General features: G+C 63.9%; 26 protein-coding genes. 7 read left to right on the forward strand and 19 right to left on the reverse strand.

Annotated features, from left to right (window positions below; all coding sequences use genetic code 11):
• Positions 1-24 precede the first annotated feature (24 nt).
• Positions 25-837 (reverse strand): outer membrane protein, encoded by an 813-nt coding sequence (locus EN852_RS16305; RefSeq protein WP_127876133.1) that lies wholly within the window; start codon positions 835-837, stop codon positions 25-27.
• Positions 838-1055: 218 nt separating this feature from the next.
• A complete protein-coding gene (glmM, locus tag EN852_RS16310; protein WP_127876134.1) occupies positions 1056-2408 on the reverse strand; it encodes a phosphoglucosamine mutase in 1353 nt (450 codons plus the stop codon).
• A 367-nt stretch (positions 2409-2775) separates the two neighbouring features.
• On the opposite strand from glmM, the gene EN852_RS16315 reads away from it, so the two are divergent.
• On the forward strand, positions 2776-3654 hold the full coding sequence (locus tag EN852_RS16315) for a hypothetical protein (RefSeq protein WP_127876135.1): 879 nt from the start codon (positions 2776-2778) through the stop codon (positions 3652-3654).
• A 240-nt stretch (positions 3655-3894) separates the two neighbouring features.
• On the forward strand, positions 3895-4353 hold the full coding sequence (locus EN852_RS16320) for a hypothetical protein (protein WP_127876136.1): 459 nt from the start codon (positions 3895-3897) through the stop codon (positions 4351-4353).
• 161 nt (positions 4354-4514) lie between these two features.
• Here EN852_RS16320 and ftsH read toward each other — a convergent pair whose 3' ends face one another.
• The 9 genes from ftsH to ybgC all read right to left on the reverse strand — a co-directional run bounded on the left by ftsH (position 4515) and on the right by ybgC (position 14573).
• A complete protein-coding gene (ftsH, locus tag EN852_RS16325; RefSeq protein WP_127876137.1) occupies positions 4515-6449 on the reverse strand; it encodes an ATP-dependent zinc metalloprotease FtsH in 1935 nt (644 codons plus the stop codon).
• Positions 6450-6552: 103 nt separating this feature from the next.
• On the reverse strand, positions 6553-7941 hold the full coding sequence (tilS, locus tag EN852_RS16330; RefSeq protein WP_127876138.1) for a tRNA lysidine(34) synthetase TilS: 1389 nt from the start codon (positions 7939-7941) through the stop codon (positions 6553-6555).
• Complete coding sequence (ybgF, locus tag EN852_RS16335; RefSeq protein ID WP_127876139.1) at positions 7935-9095, reverse strand: tol-pal system protein YbgF; 1161 nt, start codon at positions 9093-9095, stop codon at positions 7935-7937. Before ybgF ends, tilS begins: the two co-directional genes overlap by 7 nt.
• 216 nt (positions 9096-9311) lie before the next feature.
• Positions 9312-9818, reverse strand: a complete 507-nt coding sequence (gene pal / locus EN852_RS16340) for a peptidoglycan-associated lipoprotein Pal (RefSeq protein WP_042645746.1) — start codon at positions 9816-9818, stop codon at positions 9312-9314.
• Positions 9819-10093: 275 nt separating this feature from the next.
• A complete protein-coding gene (gene tolB / locus EN852_RS16345) occupies positions 10094-11407 on the reverse strand; it encodes a Tol-Pal system beta propeller repeat protein TolB (RefSeq protein ID WP_127876140.1) in 1314 nt (437 codons plus the stop codon).
• Positions 11408-11448: 41 nt separating this feature from the next.
• The gene (locus EN852_RS16350; RefSeq protein ID WP_127876141.1) at positions 11449-12600 is read right to left on the reverse strand and encodes a cell envelope integrity protein TolA; all 1152 of its coding nucleotides are present in this window, start codon (positions 12598-12600) and stop codon (positions 11449-11451) included.
• 7 nt (positions 12601-12607) lie between these two features.
• The gene (tolR, locus tag EN852_RS16355; protein WP_112101581.1) at positions 12608-13063 is read right to left on the reverse strand and encodes a protein TolR; all 456 of its coding nucleotides are present in this window, start codon (positions 13061-13063) and stop codon (positions 12608-12610) included.
• A 15-nt stretch (positions 13064-13078) separates the two neighbouring features.
• Positions 13079-13789 carry a protein TolQ gene (gene tolQ, locus EN852_RS16360; protein WP_127865581.1) on the reverse strand — a complete coding sequence of 237 codons (711 nt, stop codon included), beginning with the start codon at positions 13787-13789 and terminating at the stop codon, positions 13079-13081.
• A 310-nt stretch (positions 13790-14099) separates the two neighbouring features.
• On the reverse strand, positions 14100-14573 hold the full coding sequence (gene ybgC, locus EN852_RS16365; RefSeq protein WP_127876142.1) for a tol-pal system-associated acyl-CoA thioesterase: 474 nt from the start codon (positions 14571-14573) through the stop codon (positions 14100-14102).
• 53 nt (positions 14574-14626) lie between these two features.
• Between ybgC and EN852_RS16370 the strand changes: the two genes are divergently transcribed.
• Entirely contained in the window at positions 14627-15880 is a 1254-nt protein-coding gene (locus tag EN852_RS16370; RefSeq protein WP_127876143.1) for a cellulase family glycosylhydrolase, read from the forward strand.
• A gap of 46 nt (positions 15881-15926) precedes the next feature.
• Positions 15927-16616, forward strand: coding sequence for a glutathione S-transferase family protein (locus EN852_RS16375; RefSeq protein ID WP_127876144.1), 690 nt, complete (start codon positions 15927-15929; stop codon positions 16614-16616).
• Positions 16617-16624: 8 nt separating this feature from the next.
• On the opposite strand, the gene EN852_RS16380 is transcribed toward EN852_RS16375, so the two are convergent.
• The 6 genes from EN852_RS16380 to EN852_RS16405 all read right to left on the reverse strand — a co-directional run bounded on the left by EN852_RS16380 (position 16625) and on the right by EN852_RS16405 (position 21904).
• Entirely contained in the window at positions 16625-17527 is a 903-nt protein-coding gene (locus tag EN852_RS16380; RefSeq protein WP_127876145.1) for a metallophosphoesterase, read from the reverse strand.
• Positions 17528-17662: 135 nt separating this feature from the next.
• A complete protein-coding gene (gene ruvB / locus EN852_RS16385; protein ID WP_040991683.1) occupies positions 17663-18700 on the reverse strand; it encodes a Holliday junction branch migration DNA helicase RuvB in 1038 nt (345 codons plus the stop codon).
• A gap of 43 nt (positions 18701-18743) precedes the next feature.
• A complete protein-coding gene (gene ruvA / locus EN852_RS16390) occupies positions 18744-19364 on the reverse strand; it encodes a Holliday junction branch migration protein RuvA (protein WP_127876146.1) in 621 nt (206 codons plus the stop codon).
• 10 nt (positions 19365-19374) lie between these two features.
• A complete protein-coding gene (gene ruvC / locus EN852_RS16395; RefSeq protein WP_127865574.1) occupies positions 19375-19884 on the reverse strand; it encodes a crossover junction endodeoxyribonuclease RuvC in 510 nt (169 codons plus the stop codon).
• A gap of 125 nt (positions 19885-20009) precedes the next feature.
• Positions 20010-21074 (reverse strand): glycosyltransferase family 2 protein, encoded by a 1065-nt coding sequence (locus EN852_RS16400; protein ID WP_127876147.1) that lies wholly within the window; start codon positions 21072-21074, stop codon positions 20010-20012.
• Between the two features lie 299 nt (positions 21075-21373).
• Entirely contained in the window at positions 21374-21904 is a 531-nt protein-coding gene (locus EN852_RS16405; RefSeq protein WP_042645727.1) for a DUF1465 family protein, read from the reverse strand.
• 557 nt (positions 21905-22461) lie between these two features.
• Here EN852_RS16405 and EN852_RS16410 point away from each other — a divergent pair.
• On the forward strand, positions 22462-23013 hold the full coding sequence (locus EN852_RS16410; RefSeq protein ID WP_127876148.1) for a DUF2269 family protein: 552 nt from the start codon (positions 22462-22464) through the stop codon (positions 23011-23013).
• A 45-nt stretch (positions 23014-23058) separates the two neighbouring features.
• On the opposite strand, the gene EN852_RS16415 is transcribed toward EN852_RS16410, so the two are convergent.
• Positions 23059-23820 carry a sulfite exporter TauE/SafE family protein gene (locus tag EN852_RS16415; protein ID WP_127876202.1) on the reverse strand — a complete coding sequence of 254 codons (762 nt, stop codon included), beginning with the start codon at positions 23818-23820 and terminating at the stop codon, positions 23059-23061.
• Positions 23821-23980: 160 nt separating this feature from the next.
• Here EN852_RS16415 and EN852_RS16420 point away from each other — a divergent pair, with 160 nt between their 5' ends.
• Entirely contained in the window at positions 23981-24469 is a 489-nt protein-coding gene (locus EN852_RS16420) for a GNAT family N-acetyltransferase (RefSeq protein WP_127876149.1), read from the forward strand.
• 125 nt (positions 24470-24594) lie between these two features.
• Here EN852_RS16420 and EN852_RS16425 read toward each other — a convergent pair whose 3' ends face one another.
• Complete coding sequence (locus tag EN852_RS16425) at positions 24595-25029, reverse strand: SRPBCC domain-containing protein (protein WP_127865570.1); 435 nt, start codon at positions 25027-25029, stop codon at positions 24595-24597.
• Positions 25030-25189: 160 nt separating this feature from the next.
• Between EN852_RS16425 and EN852_RS16430 the strand changes: the two genes are divergently transcribed.
• Positions 25190-26314: an adenylate/guanylate cyclase domain-containing protein gene (locus EN852_RS16430; RefSeq protein ID WP_127876203.1), complete on the forward strand. Its 1125-nt coding sequence runs from the start codon at positions 25190-25192 to the stop codon at positions 26312-26314.
• The last annotated feature ends 62 nt before the right edge of the window (positions 26315-26376 follow it).

Consider the following 26376-nt stretch of genomic DNA (forward strand, 5'->3'; position numbering starts at 1 on the left):
AGACTCCAGGATTTCAGGAAGCGATTATTTGGTGTAAATCGGTTCCGGCTCAGGCTGATAGGCGACCACCGGCGCGGCGCAGCCATTATTGCCGCCGAACTGATAGCGCAGACCGCCGCGCACTTCATGCGTGTTGATGCCGTGGTCGAAACCCGGTCCGGAGCTGGTCGTATCGAATTCGAACATGCGCCCACCCTCGATGTGAGTGAAGCGGTAGCCGGCATCGAGGATGACCTTGTCCGTGAGGCAGTAGGAAGCGCCGGCCATAAGCGCGTAGGCGAAGCGCCAGTTGGACGAACCGGGGTTGGTTTCGGTGGTGTTCGGGTCGTGGACCGTGTCCCACTTGACATGCGCACCACCGATGCCAGCGCCGACATAAGGGGTGACGCCGTTCCACGTGCCGATATCCACATAGGCATTGGCAAGCAGAAGCAGGGCGCTCATGCTCGACTCTTCCGTTGATGTCGTGGTCAGATCCGAGGTCTGGCCGTTGAAGTCCGACTTGAACCAGTAGTCGGCAGTCAGATCCGTGCGCAAGTAATCGTTGATTTTGTAGCCGACGCCGGCGCCGAGCGAGAACCCGCCCTTTAGGTCGCCGAAATCGAAATCGTTGGTGCCGGGCGGTGGGCCGTAGGTGATGTAATCGATGCTGTCCAAATTAGACCAGTGGTAGTCGATATCGCCACGGATGTACCAGCCGCCGAGATCGACCGGTTGAGCCTCGACGACCGGCGGCGGCGCCTCTTCGACCGGCTGCGGAAGATCGGCCGCCAGCGCCGGGCCAGCTAGCCCCGCGAACAGCGCGGCAAAAAATGCCATTCTTGCTGTCTTGAACATTCTGTCACCCCTAAGAAGCCTCGGGACGACACCCGCCCGAAGTGATTGACCTCGGGTGTGGATAATGAATTGCAAAGGTTAAAAGCCGTTTAACCGTACCGATTAACCACGAATCTATACAATTTTAGATGGTAGGCCGTTGTCCGGGGTCGCTGCGGGCGCACGAAAAAGCCCGCCGGGCGGCGGGCCTGCGAATTCTGAGGAACTGCGCGACCGGTTCAGGCGGCGCTGCGCGTTTCCTGAAGGATGCCGACGATGTCGTTGACGACCGCCTCGACCAGTTGCGGATCGTCGCCCTCGGCCATGACACGGATCAGCGGCTCGGTGCCGGATGGCCGGATGACAAGGCGGCCGGACTTGCCGAGCCGGTTGCGCCCGTCTTCGATCGCCGCCTTGACCGGCGCTTCCTCCAGTGGCTTGCCACCGGAGATGCGGACGTTCTTCAGAAGCTGCGGCACCGGCTCGAATTTCTTCGACAATTCGCTGACCGGGCGGTTCTGCCGCTTGATGCAGGCGAGCACCTGCAAGGCCGAAACCAGACCGTCGCCCGTGGTCGAGAAATCGGAAAGCACGATGTGGCCCGACTGCTCGCCGCCGACATTCAAGCCATGCGCGCGCATATGCTCGACCACATAACGGTCGCCGACCTTGGTGCGATGCAGCTGCAGCTTCATGTCGCCGAGGAAGCGCTCAAGGCCGAGATTGGACATCACCGTGGAAACGACGCCGCCGCCGGCCAGCCTTCCGCTCTGGTGCCAGGATTCGGCGATCAGCGCCATGATCTGGTCGCCGTCGACGATCGCTCCGTTCTCGTCGACGATGACGACGCGGTCGGCGTCGCCGTCGAGCGCGATGCCGATGTCGGCGCGCACCTCGTGCACCTTCTTCTGCAGGCCAGCCGGATGGGTCGAGCCGCACTCCTTGTTGATGTTGAAGCCGTTCGGCTCGACATTGATCGCCACCACCTCGGCGCCGAGCTCCCACAGCGCCTCGGGCGCCACCTTGTAGGAGGCGCCGTTCGCGCAATCGACGACGATCCTCAGGCCAGAGAGCGACATCGAGCGCGGCAGCGTGCGCTTGGCGAATTCGATATAGCGGTCATGCACGCCGTCGACGCGCTTGGCGCGGCCAAGCCCGTCCGAATCGGCGAGCGCCAGCTCGATGTCCTTGTCGAGCATGCCTTCGATGCGCTCCTCGATCTCGTCGGAGAGCTTGTAGCCGTCGGGCCCAAACAGCTTGATGCCGTTGTCGTAGTAGGGATTGTGCGAGGCCGAGATCATCACGCCGATATCGGCGCGCAGCGAGCGCACCAGCATGGCGACGGCGGGTGTCGGTATCGGGCCGAGCAGGAACACGTCCATGCCGGCGGCGCACAGGCCGGCCACCATGGCGTTCTCGATCATGTAGCCGGAAAGCCGCGTGTCCTTGCCGAGCACGACGCGGTGACGATGATTGCCGCGATGGAAGGAAAGGCCCGCGGCCATGCCGACGCGCATGGCGACCTCGGCCGTCATCGGAAATTTGTTGGCGCGTCCGCGAATACCGTCCGTGCCAAAATACTGACCTGCCATATCCTTACAGTCCCTGTCGGTTTTTCAGCGGACCCGTATTGCCACAATTGGGCCGCATCCGATCATCAAATTTCGTGATTGTATATTACCAATCCTTAGAAAAACATTGTCGCGGTCAGCGCAAGTGATTCGACAGCCTATCACCACCTTTGACTTGGCGGCGCTACGCCTGCTCACGCGAGCTTTTCGGCGCCCTATCCACCGGCAAACCTTGGCTGGCGGGGAACCCGCAAGCAATTCATCACCTTATCAGGAGCAACACACTTTGTGACGGGTACCGGGCCGGAAGCATCTGGCGCAACCGGACATTGAGAGCTATTGATTTGGCATAGGGACACTTATTGGCGGCATCAAGGGAGAAAACGCCATGCTGATTCATAGACTTGCAGCTTTGACGGGTATCGCCGTCGCGACCTTGTTCCTGGCTGCGCCGGCCAACGCGCTGACCATGGCCGAGTGCAGCACCAAGTATAACGCGGCCAAGGACGCGGGAACGCTCGCCGGCCAGACCTGGAACCAGTTCCGCAAGGCACAATGCGGCAGCGATGCTTCGGCCGCGACCGACGCCAAGCCGGCGACCGATACCAAGGCTGCGACCGATACGAAGGCCGCCGAGACCAAGTCTGCGAAGAAGACGAAGGCGGCCGCCGCCACTTCCGACGAAGCCGCCAAGGGGCTGAGCTCCAAGGAATGCAGCGCCAAGTACCAGGCTGCAAAATCCGCCGGCACGCTGAACGGCATGAAGTGGAACGATTTCCGCAAGGCCGAGTGCGGCCCTGGCGCAACCGCCGCGGCTGCCGCCGCGCCCGCTACTGAGACCAAGCCCGCCAAGACGACCAAGACCTCGACCGCAGCTGCCGACGGCGGTAAGGGCCTGACCATGGCGGAATGCAGCACCAAGTACCAGGCCGCGAAGACCGCCAACAAGCTGAACGGCATGAAGTGGAACGACTTCCGCAAGGCCGAATGCGGCGCCAGCGCTGCTGAAGACGACACCGTGCCGGCTCCGACGGAAGCCACCTACACCAGCGAGCCGGCGAAGCCGACGGTCGCCGCGCCGAAGGGCGTGAGCTTCCCGAAGGCCATCTCGCCTAAATTCGCCACCGAAAATCCGGGAAAGGGCCGCATGCATACCTGCCTCGAGCAGTACTATGCCAACAAGGACGCCAACACGCTCAACGGCCTGAAGTGGATCCAGAAGGGCGGCGGCTTCTACAGCCTGTGCAATGCCAAGCTGAAGAGCTGATCGCCTAATTATTCGAAGAGAAAAGGCCCGCGCATCGCAACATGCGCGGGCTTTTTATCGCGCGCGAAGACGCCCGCAGCCATGCTCGCATCTGCATATAGCAGGCCTGCCGGCATCATCGATTCGCCCGCACTGCCCACTGCCAGGCTTGTCCGTAGTTCGCAAAGATTCCGGTTGAACATATAGGGAACAAACAGTATACAAAAAGACGTCAACTCATTATCAATCAGGAGGGTCTCAATGTTCAGTTTGAAATTGGCGGCGTTGGCTATGACGGCACTGGTCGCTTGGGGTGCCTCGCCTGCGAGCGCACTGACGATGAAGGAATGCGGCGAGACTTATCGGGCAGCCAAGGAAGGCGGCACTCTGAACGGCATGGACTGGGCCGCTTTCCGCAAGGAGAAATGCGCGACGTCCGTCGCGGAGAGTGTCAGCGCGGATTCGGTCAAGACCGCGGAGCCAGCAGAAAAGGACACCAGCGCGGCGGTCGCCCCCACTGTAGCGCCGGCGGGCGTGACATTCCCGACCACCCTCGCCGCCGAGTTCAAGACCGAAAAGCCCGCGAAGGCCCGGATGAAGACCTGTCTGCAGGGTTACCACGACAACAAGGAGGCGGGTACGTTGAACGGCCTTCGCTGGATCCAGAAGGGCGGCGGCTACTACAGCCTCTGCAATGCGCGGCTGAAAGCTGAATCTTAAAAAAATCGAATCGGCGGATAAAGCGGCTCACCGTTTTTCCATCATACTCGGGCGTTGCCGAGGGCGCCCCGGCGAGGGAAGCCTTCTTGTCTCCAAATCCCAAACAAAAACGCCGCGGGCCAAGCCGCGGCGTTTCTCGATCGGTCTTTCGCGCACCAACCTCAGCTTGACGGCTGCGGTTCCATGCCGCCTTCGGGCTCGGGGCCCTTCTTGCGGCGGCCGCCGGTGCCGGCCTTCGGCACCGCCGAACCACGGCTGGGCGGAGTGTCGTCGCCGAGGTCGCGGGCCGGCTTGTTGCCTGCGATCAGCTGCTTGATCTCGTCCCCGGACAGCGTCTCGTATTCGAGCAGCCCCTCGGCGAGCGCGATCCATTCCTTCTTCTTCTTGGTCAGGATGGACTTGGCGGTCGAATAGGCGTCGTCGATCAGCCGCCGCACTTCGGCATCGATGATCTGCGCAGTCTCTTCGGAGATGTTTTGCGTGCGGGCCACCGAGTGTCCGAGGAAGACCTCTTCCTGGTTGTCGCCATAGGCGACATGGCCGAGCTTGTCGGAGAAGCCCCAGCGCGTCACCATGGCGCGCGCCAGCTTGGTCGCCTGTTCGATGTCGGAGGAGGCGCCGGAGGTGATGTTCTCCTTGCCGAACTTGAACTCCTCGGCGACGCGACCGCCCATCATGATCGCGAGCCGCGAGATCATGTACTTGTAGCTCATCGAATAGCGGTCGCCTTCCGGCAGCTGCATGACCATGCCGAGCGCGCGGCCGCGCGGGATGATTGTCGCCTTGTGCAGCGGATCAGCCGTCGGCACGTTGAGCGCCAGGATGGCGTGGCCCGCCTCGTGATAGGCGGTCAGCTCCTTCTCGGCCTGCGTCATCGCCGACGAGCGGCGCTCGGCGCCCATCATGATCTTGTCCTTGGCGTCCTCGAACTCGGCCATGGTGACGAGCCGCTTGTTGCGGCGCGCCGCCATCAGCGCGGATTCGTTGACGAGGTTCATCAGGTCGGCGCCGGAGAAGCCGGGCGTGCCGCGCGCGATGACCTTGAGGTCGACATTGGGCGCCAGCGGCACGTTGCGCACATGCACCTTGAGGATCTTCTCGCGGCCGACGATGTCTGGGTTCGGCACCACCACCTGGCGGTCGAAACGGCCGGGCCTCAGCAGCGCCGGATCGAGCACGTCGGGCCGGTTGGTGGCTGCGATCAGGATGATCGACTCGTTGGACTCGAAGCCGTCCATCTCGACGAGCAGCTGGTTCAGCGTCTGCTCTCGCTCATCATTGCCGCCGCCGAGGCCGGCGCCACGATGGCGGCCGACCGCGTCGATTTCGTCGATGAAGATGATGCAGGGCGCGTTCTTCTTGGCCTGGTCGAACATGTCGCGGACGCGGCTTGCGCCGACGCCGACGAACATCTCGACGAAGTCCGAGCCGGAAATGGTGAAGAACGGCACGTTGGCCTCGCCGGCGACCGAGCGGGCGAGCAGCGTCTTGCCGGTGCCGGGCGGGCCGACCAAGAGCACGCCGCGCGGGATCTTGCCGCCCAGGCGCTGGAACTTCTGCGGATCGCGCAGGAACTCGACGATCTCTTCGAGGTCTTCCTTGGCCTCGTCGACGCCAGCGACATCCTGGAAGGTGACGCGGCCATGCGCCTCGGTGAGCAGCTTGGCCTTCGACTTGCCGAAGCCCATCGCTCTTCCGGAGCCGGACTGCATCTGACGCATGAAGAATATCCACACGCCGAGGATCAGGATCATCGGCAGCCAGGAGATCAGGTAGCCGAACAGCGAATTGGAGCCGTCGGTCTCAGGCTTGGCGGTGATGGTGACGTTCTTGTCCTGCAGCCTGGAGACCAGCGACGGATCGCCGGGCGAATAGGTCTGGAAGCCGTTGGCGTTGTCCGTGTAGTTGCCGAAGACGCGGGCGCCGGCGATGGTCACGCTCTTGACCCGGCCGGAGGCGACGTCCTGCAGGAACTGTGAATAGGGGATATCCGTCGTCGCACCGCGCGTCTGGGGCGTCTGGAACAGATTGAACAGGGCGATGAGCAGGACCGCTATGATCGCCCAGAGCGCGAGGTTGCGATAATTCGGATTCATCTATTGTCCCGTTGGGGCCCGCCTGCGGGCCCGCGATGATTGAGAAGCTTGGCCTAACATAGGGAGAGCGTCACCCCTTGCCAAGCAGAACAGCATGTATCGGTTAAGCTTTCGCCCACCCTCTCCCACCATCATGGCCGCGAAATGGCGACGCCGGCAACGGCGGTGCGCAGACAAGCGCCGCGACGGCGGCAGCCGGCTCAAGGTCGAAGGACGGCAGGAAGCGTGCAAAAGGGGCAACCGCCGGAACGACAGACACCGGTTGCGGGCCGGCATTGCCGCCAGCAAAATCAAGCTGTTCGCCGCCGGACCACAGCGATGGCTCCGCGGCTAGTGCTGCGCGCGACAGGCTTGGTGGGATATCCTCGATCGGGGGCGCTCGCCCGGCAGCCGCAGCCCCAAGCGGCGCGATCACCAAACCGCCCGGTTGGTCTTTCAAAGTGATGCGCCCACCCAAGGTGACGCGGCGTCGGTTGTCCCAAAGCTGGTTGCCTACCGGCGGAGCGGGGGCGGGCAGGTTGCGGTTCTCGCGGCGGAGGAAGATGCCGGACCGGCGCGCGTCGACCACCGTCCGCGACAATGTGGCGCAAAGCGGCGCGGAGCGCAGGCGGGCAAGCAATGCGGCGCAACGCGCCTCGTCTACTAGGAACGACATGCCGCCAACCGTGGCCAGCAGGATGCGCAGCACGTAGATAGCCGCTCGGCCGTCCTCATGCCCGGCGAAATCGCGATCGAGGCGGATGAGGCCCGGAACCGGTCTGCTCGCGAATGCGTCGATGAGCCTGGCGGCGCGGCGACCGATGTCGTGGCGCTCACGAGCCGCCTGGGCCGACCGCGCCAGCGCTTCCGCGGTGCGCCCCTCGCCTTGCGCGAGCGCCGCGCGCATGCGCGGCCGCTCGAAGCGGACATCCACATTGGTCGGGTCCTCGATCCAGCCGATGTCGCGATGCCGCAGCATGTCGCGCAGCGCCGCGCGCCTTGTGCCGAGCAGCGGCCGGACGATCCAGGTCCGCCAGTCGTAGAGCGTTGCGGGCGCCATGCCGGCAAGGCCGCGGCCGTCATCCTCGCGCGCCTGCCGCATCAGCACCGTCTCGGCCTGATCGTCGGCGGTGTGGCCGGTCAGGATCAGCTTGATGCCTTCGGCATCGGCTGCTTCGGCAAGCAGCCTGTAGCGCGCCTCGCGCGCGGCCGCCGGCAGGCCGGTCGCGGGCTTGTCGCCGTGCCAGGCAAGAATGCGATGCGCGATGCCGCGCTGGGCGCAGAAGCTGGCGACGAGCCGCGCCTCGGCGGCCGAGTCCGGCCGCAAGCCGTGATCGATCGTCACCGCGAGCAGTTTGGCGCCCGATACGGTCCGGTCGAGGTGATCTTTGAGAAGGAGAAGAAGGGCAGTCGAGTCGCTGCCGCCGGACACGGCCGCAACGGCGCCGGTCGAAAAGTCCAGGTCGGTGAAAAGTCTGGTTGAAAGGTCAGGCTTGGTATCGGGCGTCAGCACGCCGCCAGCGCCTTTTCCTGCTTGATGCGCTCCTTGAGCGTGACGGAGACATCGGGATAGCGCTTGCCGATCTCGTTGAAGGTGGCGCAGGCGACGTCGTTCTGCTTCAGGCCGACCAGCGAAACGCCGAGCTTGAGCAGCATGTCGGGCGCCTTCTTGGCTTTCGGGTAGTCCTTGCTGGCGGCCAGGAAGATTTCCGCCGCGTCGCGGTATTTCTGCTGACCAAGCAGCGACTCGCCCAGCCAGTAATGCGCGTCCGCAGCCTTCGCGTCCTTGGGGAAGCGGGAGATATGGTCGCGAAAACCCTGTTCGGCCGTCGGATAGTCCCCCGACAGGATGAACTGGTAGGAATTGCGGTAGAGCTCGTCCGGATCGTTGGTCGACGGCAGGGCCGCGACTTGCGTGTCGCCGGCCTTGTTCTTCTTGGCAGGCGTTTCGGCGGAAGGAGCGCTTGCCGTAGCCGAGGGAGCCTGCGCCGGTGCGTTGGCCTGCGGGTCGGACTCGGCATTGACCACATTGCCGTTCTTGTCGACGGTGATGGTGCCGAAATTCTTCGGCGGCGCGCCGGTGATCAGCTTGCCGGGATCGCCGGTCTGCGATTCCACGATGACGTCGCCGACCGTCTTGCCGCCGCCATTTTGCCCGCCGGTGTCGGCCGGCGCCTGCGTCGCCGGAGCCTGGGCGACGCTGTTGTCGGTTCCGGCGTCGCCGGTGCCGGAATCCCCGGTGCCGGCATCGCCGAGATTGGTGTTGCCGCCGGTTCCGTCCTGAGGCGCGGCTTCCGATTTCTTCTGCCCGGTCGGCTTGGCGCCGCCTTGCGCACCGCCCTCGAGCTGCTGGAAGCGGAACTCATTGTCTTCCTGCTGCTTTCGGATCTGCTCCTGCATTTGCAGGATCTGGAAATTCATCTCCTCGATCTTGCCGTTCAGCTGGCGCAGCTGGTCTTCCAGACCGGTCACGCCGCCGCCGCTATCCTGCGCGATCTGCGCCTGTTCAGGCTTCTTCTTGTCGCCGAAGATGCCGAGCGTCGGCAGATGGAAGGTAAAGCCGCTGTCGGAGGCTTGCGCGGCGCTGTCGGCGGAGGCGGCAAGGCTTGGGAGGCTTGATACGAGCAGCAGCGCAAGCGTGCCGCTCAGGACCGTTCTAAAATGCATTCTGTCTCTCGCGGTGGGTGTTGGCCTGATGCGCCTTTCCAAATCAGAACAGGGGGAGGAGCGCCCTCGCGCTCATAGCAGGACGCGAGACTTCGGCCAAATTTTGTTTCGGGGTGTTGCAAATGAAAAAGGCGGCCCTGAGGCCGCCTTTCATGTCCGGGATGTTGTATTTTTGCCGCCCTCGGTGCGCCGGACCGACGTCGCGGCGATAAGCCCTTAGGAACCGGCGCCCGACAGCGTGGTGACGGCGCGGCGGTTCTGCGACCAGCAGGAGATGTCGTCGCAGACCGCGACCGGACGCTCCTTGCCGTAGGAGATGGTCTTCAGGCGGCTGGCGGAGACGCCCTTGGAGACCAGGAAGTCGCGGGTGGCGGCGGCGCGGCGGGCGCCCAGTGCCAGATTGTACTCACGCGTGCCGCGCTCGTCGGCATGGCCTTCAATGACGATGGCGTACTGGCGATACTGGTTGAGCCACTGCGCCTGGCGCGCCAGCGTGGTCTGCGCGTCGGCGCGGATCGACGAGGAGTCGGTGTCGAAGAAGATGCGGTCGCCGATGTTGACGGTGAAGTCTTGCGCCGAACCCGGCGTGGCGGCGCCGGCGCCGTTGAGGCCGAGATCGGCCGCGCTGTTCGGAGTCTTCTTCGAGGCGCAACCGGTGATGGCGAGAGCCGCCACCAGCGCGATCATGGCCGGGTTTCGGGTAAGTGCTGCGATACGGCCCATGCCGCCTCTCCTTCGCATTCGAGTGATTTCGTTGATCACCCAGTAACCACGTTTGGGTTAACCGGCATTCAAGAAACACGGTTAATTTTTGGTTTCGAGCCGCCGTCCTCGGCCGTTACGCATCCACGCATTTACCAAGATCGACAATGGGCGCGGACCGTAGGCGGAAATGCGGCCAAAACGCGACCAAGACATGAAAAGCGGGGATTTGAGCCGTTCTCCGCTTCTTCATTTCCTAAATTCTTCAGTTCTTCAATTCCTCAGTTCCCCGCCCCTCACTCCAACAACGGCGACCAAGCCGGATCCGAAGCATAGTTCGCCGTCGGGATCGGCTGCTCGTTGCGGCCGGTAAGATCGACCGACACCAGCTTGGGCCCGCCGCCCGAGTCGCGGAAGAACATCAAGACGCGGCCGTTCGGCGCCCAGGTCGGGCCCTCCTGCTGGAAGCCTGAGGACAGGATGCGCTCACCCGAGCCGTCGGTCTTCATGACGCCGATCTGGAATTCGCCGCCGCTCTGCTTGGTGAAGGCGATGAGATCGCCGCGCGGCGACCAGACCGGCGTCGAATAGACGCCGTCGCCGAAGGAGATGCGGTGCGGGTTCGAGCCGTCGCCGCCCATGACGTAAATCTGCGAGCGGCCGCTGCCGCCGCCGCGGTCGGAGGTGAAGACGACCTGCGAACCGTCCGGTGAATAGGACGGCGAGGTGTCGATCGCGGTCGAATCGGTGAGCCGCGTGGTCGAGCGGCTCCTCAGATCCATGGCGAAGATGTTGGAATTGCCGTCGTCGCGCAGCAGGCTCATGATCACCTTCTGGCCGTCGGGCGAGAAGCGCGGCGCAAATGTCATGCCCGGGAAATTGCCGACCAGCTCGCGCTGCCCGGTTTCGATTTGCAAGAGATAGACCTTCGGCTGCCCGCTTTCATAGGACATGTAGGTGATTTCCTGCCGGTTCGGCGAGAAGCGCGGCGTCAGCACGATCGCGCGGCCGTCCGACAGGTAGCGCACATTGGCGCCGTCCTGGTCCATGATGGCGAGCCGCTTCTTGCGCGCGTTCTTGGCGCCGGATTCGTCGACGAAGACAACGCGTGTATCGAAATAGCCCTTTTCGCCGGTGATCTTCTCATAGATCGCATCGGCGATGATATGCGCGACACGGCGCTGATTGGCGTCGTTGGCGAAGAACTGCTCACCGGCCATCTGCTGATTGCCGAAGATATCCCACAGACGGTACTGCGCCCGGATGCGGCCATCCGCCTCCTTGCTCACGCTGCCGGTCACCAGAGCCTGCGCGTTGATGACCTTCCAGTCGTCGAAGCGCGGCGAGGCATCCGGGTTGGTGATCTTTTCGACAAAGGCGGCCTTGTCGATCGGCGCGAACAGCCCCGACCGTTTCAAGTCGGCCGTTACGATCTCCGATATCTGCGGGCCAAGCCCCCCCTGGAAGTCGGGGATGGCGATGGGCATCGGCTCGACATTGCCTTTGTTGACGTTCAGCTCAAGAGTTGCCCAGGCGGGCAAGGTGGCGACCGAACTTATGCCCAGCGCCATTGCGGCGACCATCAGGAGCGGCTTGAGGATGGATTTCATGTCTTCTCGCTTCTCTTGCTGATTTCTTTTGGATGCTCCGGCTACAGGCCAAGCATCGCTCTCGGATCGAAGTTGACGCGAATGTCAGACCAGATGTCCTGCTTTCCGGCGGGAACCTGCAGACCCGCGACATCGCATTTCTGCACGGCGCGAACCGCGCTGGCGTCGAACTGGGGGTTGCCGCTGGACTTCTCGACGGTCGGGCGGCCCTCGAGCTTGCCGGAGGCATTCAGGTTGAAACGGATGACAACGGTGAAGTTTTCGGAACCCTCGAGGCCAACCGGAAGGGTCCAGCAACTCCCGAGCTGATCCTCCAGCGCCCCTTGCTCCGACTTGGAGAGCTTCTGGCCCTGATCCTTCTCGCCACCCAGTGAAGCCTGCTGCGTCGAGCGCTTGGCGCCGCCGCCGGACGGCTTCTGCTTATCGAGCAGAGCGGTTATCTCGTCGGCGTTGAACTGCTTCTCGTCCGACTTCTTCTTGGAAGACGCTTCCTTCACCGGCTTTTCGGCGTCCTTGCGATCCGGTGCCTTGGCGCTCTCGGCCTGGGCCGGCTGCGGCTGCGGCTTCGGTCGGGCTTCCGGCGCGGGCGCTGAATTCGGCAGCTTCGCCTCATCCGTCGGCTGATCCTGCGAGATCGCCTCGGCCACCGCGTCCGGCTTGACCTCTTCCTTCTGGATGGCGGCGGTCTTGTCGGGCGTCGGCGTCGCTTCCTTCGCCGGCGGCTTGGGCTCCGTCTGCTTAACCGGCTCGGGCTTGACCTCTTCCTTCGGCGTCGGTGTCGGCGCGACTTCCGTTGCAGGCGTCGGCTTCGGCTTCTCCTGCGGCTTCGGCACGTCCTCGACGGCAGGCTTCTCGGTCGGCGTCGGCGCGGGCGGCGGCGCCGAGGTCTTCTCGACCGGCTTCGGCTTGGCTTCGTCCGTCACCGGCTTGTCGGTGTCGACGGTGTTCTCGCCGACCTTCTGGGCATCAGGAACGACATCCGGCCGCTTCGTCGGAACCGGCGCCGGCTTGTCATGCATGACCGACTTCTTGTCGCCCTGCAGCGTCTGCGCGATGGCTTCCATCGGCACGATGTCCACCGCCACCGACTCCACGTCGGAGGTCGGCATGGCCGGCGGCGACGACAGCGTGAACAGCCCGAATGCCAGCGCTACCGCATGCAAGATGACCGATGAGGTGAGGCCGGTCCGCATCGTCGTGTTACTGGTCCTGTTCCTGCAATGAGACCAGGCCGATATTCTTGTAGCCGGCCGCTGAGATGCGAGCCATGACCTTCATCGCCGTTCCGTAGTCGGTCGACTTGTCGCCGCGGATGAAGATGCGCTCGTCATAGCCGGTCTTCGAAATCGCCTGCAGCTTGGCCACAAGTTCCTCGATCGGGATCTCGGTTTCCTGCAGGAAAATCTTGCCGGTGGCGTCGATCGAGACGGTGATCGGCTGCGTATCGACATTCATCGCCTTGGCCTGCGTGTCCGGCAGATCGATCGGAACCCCGACAGTGAGCAGCGGCGCCGCGACCATGAAGATGATCAACAGCACCAGCATCACGTCGACCATCGGCGTGACGTTGATTTCCGACATAAGCGCGTGGTGGCGGCCGCGCCGCCTGTGGCCGCGTCCGCCTCGCCCTGAACCGCTTGCCCCTGCAGCAGACATCCCCATGGTCGTTCCTCAGGCTTTCTGCGCTACTTTTTCATCGATTTGGCGCGAGAGTATGGCGGAGAACTCGTCCGCGAACCCTTCCATGCGCATGCCGATCTTGTTCGCGTCCGATGACAGCTTGTTGTAAGCGATGACAGCCGGGATGGCCGCGAGCAGGCCGATGGCGGTGGCGAGCAGCGCCTCGGCGATACCGGGCGCCACCACCGACAGGCTGGTGTTCTTCGAGGCGGCGATCGCCTGGAACGACGTCATGATGCCGATGACCGTGCCAAACAGGCCGATGAAGGGCGCCGCCGAGCCGGTGGTGGCGAGGAAGCCCAGGCGTCCCTCCAATTTCTCCATCTCGCGCGTCAGCGCCAGATCCATCGCCTTGTCGATACGGGTCTGCAGCGCCAGCGCCGATTTCGCGCCCTTCTCGAAACTCTTTTTCCACTCGCGCATGGCGGCGACGAAGATCGCGCCCATGCCGGTGGTCTTGCGATCGGCGAGCGTGCGGTAGAGGTCTTCCAGCGACTGCCCCGACCAGAACACCTGCTCGAAGCGGTTGAGCGCCATACGCATGCGGCCGTAGGCGACCAGCTTGTCGATGATGATCGCCCAGGTCCAGATCGAGGCGCAGAGCAGGCCGATCATGACCAGCTTGACCACCCAGCCGGCCTGCATGAACAGAGCCCAGATCGATAAATGCGCTGCCGGATCGGCGAGTGCGATATTTTCCATCACTTAAGTCCTTAAGATTTTCCGGGCATCGCTGGCGGCTGGCCCATGGGCATCCCTTTGGTCCGATCGCGCGAAGCGTGAAGCTTGCGGGACACGCCCCGAATGCACCGTTTCGCGGCCTTTTCGAGGCAAATATTGGTGAAAGGAAGGCGCACGAATTGCGCCAATCTTCGCCGATTCCTTCATGAACCGTTATGGTTAAGGATGGGTTAGGATGTCAGGCGCGGCGCATTGCCGCGCTTGGCCATCGGCAGAGCTCGTCGAGAAGCGTCTGGAAAATACGCCTGCTGAATTCGGCAAGCGCCGCGGATTAGCCCGTCGTTTTCTGCATGAAGGCCGCAATCCATTCCTTGGGAAACCGCTTCGGGCGGCCGCTTTCGCCGACGATCGCTGCCTCGACTTTCGCCTCGACCAGCACATCGCCGCCGCGCTTCAGCTGCTGCCCCATGAAGATGCGGGCGCCGGAAATGTCGTCGGTGCGCGTATCGATGGTGAGGATATCGTCCATGCGGGCCGGCGAGCGGAAGTCGATCTCCATGCGCCGCACCACCCAGACGATGCGTTCGCCATGCTTGCCATCCAGAAGTTCGGTGTGATGGACGCCGGTCAGTCTCAGATAGTCGGAGCGGCCGCGTTCGAGGAACTCGAGATAGCGCGCGTGATAGACGACGCCGGAGAAATCGGTGTCGGCATAGTAGACCCTGGCCATCAGCCGGTGGCCGAAATCCGTCAGCGCGCCGGAAAGCCCGGCGCTCAGCGCCGCCGATTCACCATGATCGTCCATCGCGCTTTCCTTTTCTGGCGCAGAGAGGCAGGTGTTTGTCGCGCGGGAACGGGATGGCACTGTTGGGCACGATGATCAAGACCTTGATGGCGGCGCTTTGTGCGCTCGCCGTGCTTGCGCTTCCAGCCGGCGCGGCGACGTTCTCGATGAAACGCGGCCTCAATCTCGACCAGTGGGTCACCTGGCCCACCGAGGACAAATGGGGCGACCGCCAGGCGATCCTGCCCTATCCGGAGTGGCGCAGATTTCTCAAGGAGGACGACCTCAAGGCGCTCAAGGATGCCGGTCTCGATTTCCTGCGCATGCCGGTCGATCCAGCGCCCTTTCTTTCGGACCGGACCGCGGCCCTTCGCGACGACCTCTATGCCAGCGTGCTCGACTCGGCGCGCATGATCAACCGTGCCGGCCTGAAGGTGATCGTCGATCTGCATCTGATCCCCGCAGGCGGCAACCGCAAGATCGGCATGAGCGAGGTCATGCGCGATCCGGCGGTCTTCGATGCCTATGCCGAGTTGGTGCGAAAGATGGCGCGGACGCTGGCCAAGGAGGACCCCGGCCAGGTCGCGCTCGAATTGATGAACGAGCCGATCGTCGATTGCGACGCGAACGGCACCAACCTTTGGCCCGACCGCCAGAAAGAGCTGTTCGCGGCCGCGCGAGCTTCCGCCACCAGGCTCACGCTGATCCTGACCGGCGGCTGCTATTCGAATGCGGCCTCCCTGGCAAAAGTCGACCCGAAAGCGATCCCGGACGACAACATCCTCTGGACCTTCCATTCCTACGATCCGTTCCTTCTGACACACCAGGGCGCGACCTGGGCCGGCGATTTCATCCAATACGTCACCGGCCTGCCCTATCCGCTGACAGCCGTTCCGAAGGCGCAATTGGACATGACGCTGGACACGATCCGCGACCGGATAAGGGCCGAGGCGCCCTGGGCGCGGCGGAGCGGGATGCTCGCCTATCTCGACGAACAGCTGGCAGCGATGGACAGTCCCGAAAAGCTGGCCGTCGTCATGGATGCGCCGTTCAGGACGGTCGACGCCTGGGCGAAGGCCAACGGCATCAAGCCGCAGGATATCACGCTTGGTGAGTTCGGCATGATCCGCAAGGAATACGGCAACGGCTTCGTCATGCCGGCCGCATACCGTGCCGCCTATGTGCGCGACATGATCGCCCGCGCCGAGGCGCATGGCTTTTCCTGGTCGGTGTGGAGCTATGGCGGCGCCTTCGGCATCGTCGATGCCTTCGACGGCGAGAAGGCGGAGCCCGACGTGATGGATGTAATCCGCCAACTTCCGCGTTAGTACCAGCGATGCTACCAGTTCCGCGCTGGCATCGGGGGATTGGGCTATGCGCTCGCTGCTTTACACGACCGGATCACCTTTCGCGCGCGGCGTTCGCGTCGTGCTCGACGAAATCGGCCTCGACTACGAGCGGCGGGAGGAAACCACAACGCCATCCGCCGCGTCCCGCGCCGAATGGACGCCGGCGCTTCAAGTTCCGACGTTGCGTGATGGCGACCTGACGCTGTGGGAAAGCGGCGTGATCGCCGAGTATCTGCTTGCCACCTATCCGCAGCGAGCCGGGGATGATCCGGCTCTGGCGCCATCGATGTGGCGGGCGGGATCGGAATGGCAGGACCGGCTGCTCTTTGCCTCGATCCAGACGCTCGGCACCGCCGCGACGACGATCAGCCAGATGCGATGGTCCGGAGTGAGGCATCACGGCAATTCGCATCTGACGCGCTGCGCCGAACGCATTGCCCATCTGATCGGGTGGCTGGAAGGACGGATCGACCGCGACGGCGAGGGATTTTTCGGCAAGGTCGTGTCGGTCCAGGACATTTTTCTCACCTTTCACCTTCGCTTCATCGCCAACCGGCCCCTGGACCTGGATACCCGGCTCGCCGCGCATCCGAAAATCGGCGCGCTTGTGAACAGGATGGAAGATCGCGCCAGCTTCCGAAACAATCCGGTGCTGTGGTGGGAGCCCGGCATCACCGGGTACGAAGCCGACGGCACCCCCATCCGCGCCAGCTGATGGAAGGTTCAGCCTAAATCGATCTGCAATATCTCCGGCCGCACCCCGAAACGGATCGGGGCGATGCTGAAGCCGAGACCGCCCGACACGATCAGGTTGCGGTCGTTCTCGACGACATGGCCATAGGCGTAGCGGTTGCCATAGGCGGAAGGCACGACCGGTGAATAGCCGAACAGCCGCACCTGGCCGCCATGAGTGTGCCCGGACAGCGTCAGCGAGACTCGCCGCGGCACCTTTGGAAAAATGTCCGGCTCATGCGCAAGCAGGATGATGGGCGCAGTGTCGCCGACCTTGGTCAGCGTGCCGGGAAGATCGTCGAGACCGGTGAGCCCCCTGCGGCCCTTGGCCTTGTTCGGCAAAAGCGCAATCTGGTCGGCCAGCCCGGCGATCCAAAAACCCTGCCCGTCCTTTTCCAGGCGCACGACGTCGTTTTCCAGCACCGGAATGCCAACGGCCTCCAGCGCCTTGCGTGAAATGGTCGGGCCTGCCCCGGCGGCTTGAGCGGAGCGATCCTCCCACCAGTCGTGATTGCCGAGGATCGAGAACACGCCGAGCGGCGCCTTGAGCCCGGAGAGCGCCGGCGCCCACTCCGATGCCTTCACCCAGCCGGTAACCATCCGGGTTCCTGCGGGGTAGTCGCCAAGCATGACGATGACGTCCGGCTGCAGTGCTTTGGTCTGCTCGGCGAGCGCTGCGATCCGCTCCGGCGTCATCCATGGCCGGCAGGCATGGATGTCGGCCAGCGCCACGACCCGCAGCTTGAGGCCGGTCGGCCAATGCGGCGGTGTCAGCGCATAGCGCTTCACATGCGTCAGCAGCATCGGCTCGATGCCGACCGCATAGGCGCCGAGCGACACCATGGCGAAGGCCGAGCCGCCGACAAGGCGCAGGAAACCGCGTCTGGTGATCATGGAATGACCCAAAGCCCCTCGGTTTTTTACCAGGAAGCTGCCTTAAAGGCGGCAATTGCGCCCTGAGCTGGGCCAAGCCGCGCAGATTCTGCGCAGATCGGCCCCTTGCCTGGCCGAGCGGCGAACAAATCTGCGTTACTCTTCCTGGAACAGGCTGATCTGCTGCTGCGCAATATCCTTTGGCGGGTCGAGACCGAGATGGCGCCAGGCATTGGCGGTCAACACCCGTCCGCGCGGCGTGCGCTGGATAAAACCCTGCTGGATGAGATAGGGCTCGATGATGTCCTCGATCGCGTCGCGCGGCTCGGAGAGCCCGGCCGCGATCGTCTCGATGCCGACCGGCCCGCCGCCGAAATTACGCGCGATCATCGACAAATAGCGGCGGTCGAGCGCGTCGAGGCCGAGCGCGTCGACTTCCAGCCTGGTGAGCGCCTCGTCGGCGATCTTCCTGTCGACATGCGCGGCGCCCGCGACGCTGGCGAAGTCGCGCACGCGGCGCAACAGTCGGCCGGCGATGCGCGGCGTGCCGCGCGCGCGGCGCGCGATCTCGACCGCGCCGTCGTCGCCGAGCGGCATCGAGAGAATGCGGGCGCCGCGGCGCACGATCTGTTCCAGCTCCTCGACCGTGTAGAAATTGAGCCGCACCGGAATGCCGAAGCGGTCGCGCAGCGGATTGGTGAGAAGCCCGAGCCTTGTCGTCGCCGCGACCAGGGTGAAGCGGGCGAGGTCGATCTTGACCGAGCGCGCCGCCGGTCCCTCGCCGATGATCAGGTCGAGCTGGAAATCCTCCATCGCCGGATAGAGGATTTCCTCGACCGCCGGATTGAGGCGGTGGATCTCGTCGATGAAGAGGACGTCGCGCTCCTCGAGATTGGTGAGCAGCGCCGCTAGATCGCCGGCCTTGGCGATGACCGGACCGGAGGTCGAACGGAAATTGACGCCGAGCTCGCGCGCCATGATCTGCGCCAGCGTCGTCTTGCCCAGCCCCGGAGGGCCGACGAACAGCACATGGTCGAGCGCCTCGCCGCGGCTCTTGGCGGCATCGACGAAGACCTTGAGATTGGCGCGCACCGCCGCCTGGCCGACAAACTCGTCGAGCGACTGCGGCCGCAGCGTCTGGTCGGCATCCTCGCCGCGCTTGTCGGGGGCAATGAGGCGGGGCGAAAGACTCATGCCGCCTTCCTTGCATAGGACCGATGGCGGAACAAGCGCTGCCTCACCGCGCCAGTTCCTTCAGGCCGAAGCGAATCAACTTCGAGGCATCCGCTCCCTCGCCGGCCGATTTCAGCGCAGCCGCAACCGCGTTCGCCGCGATGTCGCGCGAATAGCCGAGATTGACCAGCGCCGAGACCGCATCCGTGATCGGTGCTGCGGCCACCCCTTCGCCGAGCTCCTGCTTGAGGCCGACCGTGCCGGTGGCCGCGCCCGCATAGGCCGGCGCCTTGGTGCGCAATTCGGTGACGATGCGCTCAGCCACCTTCTTGCCGACGCCAGGGGCACGGGAAACCATGGCGATGTCGCGCAGCGCGATCGCGTTGGCGAGGTCGGCCGGCGCCAGCGTCGACAGCACCGCCAACGCCACCTTGGCGCCGACGCCCTGCACATTGTTCATCAAGAGACGGAACCACTCGCGCTCCAGCCCTGTCTGGAAGCCGTAGAGCCGGATCATGTCCTCGCGCACATAGGTCTCGATGAAAAGCACCACTGCCTCCCCGGGTGATGGCAGTGATGCCAGCGTGCGGGCCGAGCAATGGGCGACATAGCCGACGCCATGCACGTCGATGACGCAGCTATCCTCGTCGATCTCGTCCACCGTGCCCTTCAGCTTGCCGATCATGATTTTCCCCTCACCCCGCAATCGCCATCCGATAGGCGACGCTCGGGCGGTGATGCGCATGGCAGATGGCGATGGCCAAAGCGTCGGCGGCGTCGTCGGTATCGAAGACCGCCTTCGGCATCAGCACCTTGACCATCATATGGATCTGCTTCTTCTCGCCGTGGCCGACGCCGATCACCGCCTTCTTGACCGCATTGGGTGCGTATTCGGCGACGACCAGCCCGGCGCGCGCCGGCACCAGCATGGCGATGCCGCGCGCCTGGCCCAGCTTCAACGTCGCCGTCGCATCCTTGTTGACGAAGGTCTGCTCGACCGCCGCCTCATGCGGCATGGCCTGATGCAGCACCTCGGCCAGCCCGTCATGCAGTTGGCAGAGCCGCGTCGCTAGCGGCGCCTTGTCATCCGAGCGCACGGTGCCGGACGCGACGAAGCGCAGCGAATTGCCGAGGCTATCGATGATGCCCCATCCGGTGCGCCTCAGGCCCGGATCGATGCCGATGATGCGAATCGCTTCCCCCATGCGCCAAGTTTAACCTCGGCGGCAAGCGATGCCAGCGAAATGTGAACAAACCAGAAACGATCGCGATCCTGGGATCGCATCCAGAATCCCATTGAGCCGGCGCTCGCGGCCGGCATGCCCAGAACCTAATTCGTCACGCGACGGATGGTTTTCGACAGCCGCGTGAGAACTGCCGGCCTGGACGACGCGACCAGCTTCCATGCCAAGACAGCATTGCCCATGCGCCGCGGCAGGATTCCGATGCAAAGGAACCAGGCCGCAAGGGCAGCCCGCCGCCGCCAGGATGCGTTCATTTCCAGGCTGGCGGCGGCGCCCGCTCTTGCCAGCCCCAGCCGGGAGTCGGTCGCAACCGGATGCTGGGGCTCGTCGACGCAGAGCGAAGCCAGCCGCTCTTCCAGATGAACCGGATCGCGAAGGCCTGCATCCGGCGGTACGGTCAAGCCGATCTCGGCCGCCCGGTCGGACAAGGCTTCGAGGCGCCGGAAGTCATGCTGCATGCGCCAGCGCGCCCGCTCGGCAAGCTTCTCGTCGAAGACCGAATGGTTGGAACCGTGGATGCGGTAGGCGCCAAGGCAGGTGTCGATGGATTTTACCTCTCCGTGAAGCGGCGCGAGCGTCGCGAGATAGCCATCGGCGCCTTGCCGGAAATCGCTTTCAGGCATGGGCATTATCGGTTCCAGCGCCTCGCGGTCGAACGCCAACCCGCTTGTCACCGTCGTATGGTAGCGCCCCTTGCGCAACAATTCCGGCACGACGTCGCCCGAATCGAACGGCTGTTCCGGAGGGGGAAAGACATCCTTGATCTGCTGGTCCTCATCAACGAGATGCAGTCGGAATTGCGCCTGGACGACATCCGCGTCCCACTCGTCCAGGACCTCGGAGACGGCGTTCGGATAGAGATAATCGTCGGCGTCGAGGAAAAGAATGATCTCTCCGGTGCTCTCCTCGAACCCGGTGTTGAACGCAGCCGCATGCCCGCCATTCCTGCGCCTGAGGCACGGACGGATCTTGTCGCCGTAGGATTCGATGACGGCCACCGACGCGTCGGTCGAAGCGTCGTCGACGACCACGACCTCGACATTGCGGTGGTCCTGTTCGAGGGCGCTGTCGATGGCGCGTCCGAGAAACTGTTCGTAGTTGTAGTTGGGGATGATGATCGATACCGGAATGCGGTCCAATGGCGAATGCACGGGATCAAGCCTCGCAATCTGCTTTGGTCACAGTGACGGTGATTTTTTGCAAATCCGGCTCGGGTCGACCCGGCTGCGGCGAACGGCTGCAACTAGGGTCCCGTCGCTTCCAGGCAAGGGTGATCGTTTTCGGGAAGGCCGGCATGGCCTTCAAATACGATAACGGCCGCCGCAATATTGAAGAGCGCTCGGAATCGCAGACGTTCGACTTGCGGCCAAAACGGCTCACCAAATCGCGATCCGATCAAGAATATGCCGGTGCCCGTTCGCGCGTCGCTACCGCCGCGTTTGTTGCGGTGTCAGCCGCGCGCGAACGCCGTGTTCAAAAGGCTGATCTGGTCGGAAACCGGATTGGCCCGCCGGCTGGGGGCGTGCGTCTCGGCGACCACGCCGCCATAGATTTCCTCGTCCATGCGCCGCACCAGCGCCTGCAGGCGCAGCGAGCGCGTCACCAGATCGAGGAATTCCTTCGGCAGCTCGTTCCAGCCGAGCGCCTCGTCATGCGCCGACGCGGTATCGAGCCGCACCTTGGATTTCTCCGAGGCGACCTGGTCGCGCGTCATCTCGCCGGAATTCGCCGCGCGCTGCAGCAGAAGCCAGGAAGCGACCTGCATCAGCCTTGTGGTCAGCCGCATCGACTCGGCCGCATAGAGGGTCGCGGCCGTGCGCGACAATTTCTTGGCCTCGAGCCTGCCCTTGCCATCGAGATATTCGGCGGCCTGTTCGACCAGCCCCATGCCTTCCTGGTAGAGCGGCTTGAAGGATTGGGAGAAAACCCGGCGCTCCGCCAGTTTGATGGTTTTCGCGCTGCCCTTCGAAGGCTCGTTCATCGATACGCCCCTGCACTGCCGCCAGCCGATTCGACTATCCTTGCCGACGTGGCCAGCACCCTAAATGACTGAGGCTTGAAAATGCGCTTCGACGCCCATGAAGGCAAGCGCATGTTTAACAAACGGTTAACGCGGGCCGAGTTCCAGCCATCCGCCGGCGGAAGGCAACGGCCCGTCATGCGCGGACAAAAAAAGAGCCGCGGATAAGGCGGCTCTCAGGAGTTTAACAGGGAGGCGTCAAACAAAGTGGCTCCAACCACTCGGTAAGAATCCAGCAAAACTGGATGCGCATAGTAAACGCCTGTAAAGCTTAACGAAGCCTTAACGCGCCGGCGATTTTTTAAGCGAAAGCGCTTTCCTGTGCCGGAACAGGACAGCGGCCTCCCTGTCGAGATCGACCAAAAGCCGGATTTTCCGAACACCTCTCGCGGCTTCGAAACATGGCGGCCGCTGCCGCGGCATCGTTCCGAAACACGCGCCACGCAAAAGGCCGCTCCTCTCAAGCGCTACGCAAACCCGCGTCGGCGCAAATCAACAAGCACATCCGGGAGCAAACCATGGATTGGTATTCGATCGTCAAATTCCTTCACGTCGTTTCGGCTATTTTGTGGGTCGGCGGCGGCTTCGTGCTGTTCCTGCTCGGCGTGCTGGCCGAGCGCGCCGGCAACATCGAGGACAAGCTGCAGGCGATGCGCGCCACCGGCCAGCTCGGCAGCAAGTTCTTCGCGCCGATGTCGATGCTCACGCTGGTCTTCGGTCTCGTAATGTGCGGCTTCTGGGTCGGCTTCACCGAACTGTGGATTGTCATCGGCCTCGTCGGCTATGCCACGACCTTCTCGATCGGCATGCTGGTCTTCAAGCCGACCGGCGAGCGCATGGGCGCCATGGTCGCCGAGCAGGGCATCACTCCCGCCGTCCTTGCCATCGGCCAGCGCATGATGAAATGGGCGCGTCTCGATTATGCGGTGATGCTGGTGATCATCGCCGACATGGTGCTGAAGCCGACTCTGCACGACATCGGCATTCTGGCCGGCATGGCGATGGTGGTTGCACTAGGCGCCGCGCTCGGCTTCGGCGGCGGTCGCCAGATGGCGCCGAGCGCCGCCTGAGCGTCGCGATTTTTGGAGCGAGGCGGCCGAATGGCCGCTTCGCTTCTACATCAAGCCGTCCCACAGCAGCTTGACGGCGACCACTGCGACGGTGGCGTAGGTGAACGGATAGAAGATTTCCGGCCGCATGCGGCGCACCAGCCAGGCGCCGGCGATGGTGGAGAGCGGCGCCAAGGGCATCAGCACCGCCGAGGCCGTGAGGTTGGTGGTGTCGAACTGGCCGAGCGCGAAATAGGGGATGAGCTTCAGCGCATTGGTGGCGGCAAAGAAGATCGCCGCCGTCCCCGACAGCACTTTCGGATCGAGCCGGATCGGCAGCGCATAGACCTGGAAGGGCGGACCGCCGACATGGGCGACGAAGCTGGTGAAGCCGGCGACGGTGGCCCAGAAAGCGGCGGCAATGCGGTTCGGCTCAGCCGCATGACCGGCGCCGTGGCGGAACTGCAGGTAGATCCAGCGCAGCACGAAGACCAGCGCGACGGCGCCGACGATCAGCCGCACCATCTCCTCGGTCACCAGGGCCGCGGTCAGCCAACCGAGACCGATGCCGATGACGGCGCCGGGCATCATATCGACCAGCATCTTGCGGTCATAGACGCCCCACCATGTCCACACCGAAACGATGTCCATCAGGCACAGGATCGGCAGCAGGATGGCCGCCGCCTGAACCGGCGGGACGGTCAGCGCCATCAACGGCACGCCGACGAAGCCGACGGCGCCGCCGAAGCCGCCTTTCGACAGGCCGACTAGGATCACCGCCGGAATGGCGGCGGCATAAAACCACGGATCGTCGAGCAGGCCTGACATCGGCAAGAGAAGGTTGGAGAAGGCGGGAAACTCAGCCATAGCGCACAACAGCGCCGCCCGGATAGTCATTAATGCCGGCATCCGCTATTGCGGCCAATATAGGCGACCGGCCGCTCCGCCAGGGTCTGCAGTCGGTCGGCCGCCATCTCGGAGTGTGGAAATGAACGTCATCAGCATTCGCCGGGCGATCGAAGCGGACGTTGCGGCCATCGTCGCAATGCTTGCGGACGATGCGCTGGGCCGGGCCCGCGAAGACGCGACCCTGCCATTGTTGCAAGCCTATTTGGACGCCTTCGCGGCGATAGACGGCGATCCGAACCAGTTGCTCGCGGTGATGACCGATGGCGATGACGTCGTCGGCACGCTCCAGATCACCTTTCTCGCCGGCCTATCGCAGCGCGGCGCGTGGCGCGGCCAGATCGAGGCCGTGCGCGTCGCGTCGAGCCGGCGCGGCGAGGGGCTGGGACAGCGCCTGTTGGAATGGGCGATCGACAAATGCCGCGAGCGCGGCTGCCGGATGGTCCAGCTAACGACCAACAAGAGCCGGCTGGACGCGCACCGCTTCTATGAGCGGCTTGGTTTCAAGGCCAGCCATATCGGCTACAAGCTCGAACTCCAGAGCAATTCCAGGAAAAGTGTGAGCGGTTAGGCTCGGCGCCTTCGCCGTAGCCTTCCGTCCGGAATTGCGTAAAAACAACGAGATAGCGCGTTTCGCCGTTTCCGTGAAACGCACTAGCGATCGGCCGTTAGCTGTCGGCAATCGCGGCCGCTGCCCTACATCTTGTCCGGTCCCGGGTCGCCACCGGCGGCGGTGATTGCAAGCCGGCCCAGGTAGTGAGTCCAGCCCTTCTCGTGGCTGTCGCAAATCTCTCGGTCGGCAAGGCCGCTATGGGTGAGCTTGACCCGCGTCCCACCCGGCTCTTCGACCAGATCGATTTCGACAAGGCTCGAACCGGGCGGCGTCCGGTCGTTGCCCTCCCAGCCGAAGCTGTAGGCAAGGCGGTGGACGGGTATGACCTCGGTGAATTGGCCGCGAGCCGTGGCTCTTCCTCCCAAATTCAGCAAATAGAGACCGCCGGGGTTGGGTTCTGCCGTTGCCTCCGTCCCCATCCAGCGCACAATCTTGTCCGGATCTGTCAGGAAGGCGAAGACCGTCGCCGGCGGCGCCGCGATCTGTACCTCGCGACGAACGATCAAGGGTTCAGCCATCGAAACCTCCCGGGTTTGCGCGCCAACACGCCTCGCCTGACAGGTCGTGCCGGGTCAGCGCTCTCGATTCGAAGCCAAATCGCCCTGCCGTTCAACTAAAATCTCGTTGGGTCGATTCGCGCTGGTGACAACGACGGAACGCCGAAGCATGATTGTATCGATGCGGCTTTCTTCAACTCTCGCCTGGCTGGTCGACAGCGCCGGCGGCGCCGTCCAGCTGGATGATTTTCTAGCCACGCTCGGCGCGCGGCTAGTCGACGACGGGTTGCCGCTCGCCGGTGGAGCCCTGACGCTCGCCGCGCCGCATCCGATCATAACGCGCCGCGCCTGGCTGTGGCGGGCCGAGACAGGCGTCGTCATGGAGGCGCTGGGTTTTGGCGCCGGCATGATGCCTGGAACCGGAGAGGGCGATCTCGGACGCGAATGGCTGGCAGGACTGGGAACCGGTGTCGTGCACGATTACACGGTTGGCCCCGAGCGCGAGGATGCGCAATCGGGGAATCCAAAACTGAACTGGGCCGCGGCACGCCCCCTCGCGGAGCACGAATCGAAAACACTGGACCAGGTGGCGCGCTTCGCCGTCGCGCCGCTTGCCGCTCTCGCCGCCAGGTCGACGCTGTCGGCCCTGCTTCAGGCCTATCTCGGGCAACGCAGCGCGGCGCAGGTGTTGGCCGGCCGTTCGCGGCGCGAGGTTGGCGAGACAATCCGCGCGGTCCTGTTCTACAGCGATTTGCGCGACTTTACCGCCCTGTCGGAAGAGACGGACGCCGAGCAGGTCGTGGCGGCGCTCAACGCCAGCTTCGACCGCATCGCCGGCGCCGTTCACGCCTTTGGCGGCGAGGTGCTGAAATTCATCGGTGACGGCGTGCTGGCGATCTTTCCTGTCGGCGAGCGCTCGGCTTCAGAGGCTTGCGAGGCAGCGTTGCGCGCGATCGGTGCGGCGCGGGCGGGAATGGCGCAGCTCAATCAGGTCCGCGCCGGACAGGGCATGCCCGAACTGCAGTTCGGCATGGCGCTCCACATCGGCGACATGGTGTGGGGCAATGTCGGCACGGCCGACCGTCTGGATTTCACCGCGATCGGCCCGGCCGTGAACCTTGTCAGCAGGCTCGAAGGCCTGTGCCGGCCGCTTGGACGGAGCGTCCTGATCTCCGGCGCTGTCGCGGCGGAAACCTCGACGCCCCTGGTCCCGCTGGGCGAACACCAATTGCGCGGAATTGTCAGACCGTGCGCCGTCTTCAGCCTGCCGGACGGGTCAATTTGGAGCGATTCCAGGAAAGTGTGAGCGATTTTCCGACCGGAATTGCGTAAAGACAAAGGGATAGAGCGGTTCACCATCGGCACCCC

Origin of the sequence: Mesorhizobium sp. M2E.F.Ca.ET.209.01.1.1 (assembly GCF_004010375.2) — a bacterium.
GTDB lineage: Bacteria > Pseudomonadota > Alphaproteobacteria > Rhizobiales > Rhizobiaceae > Mesorhizobium.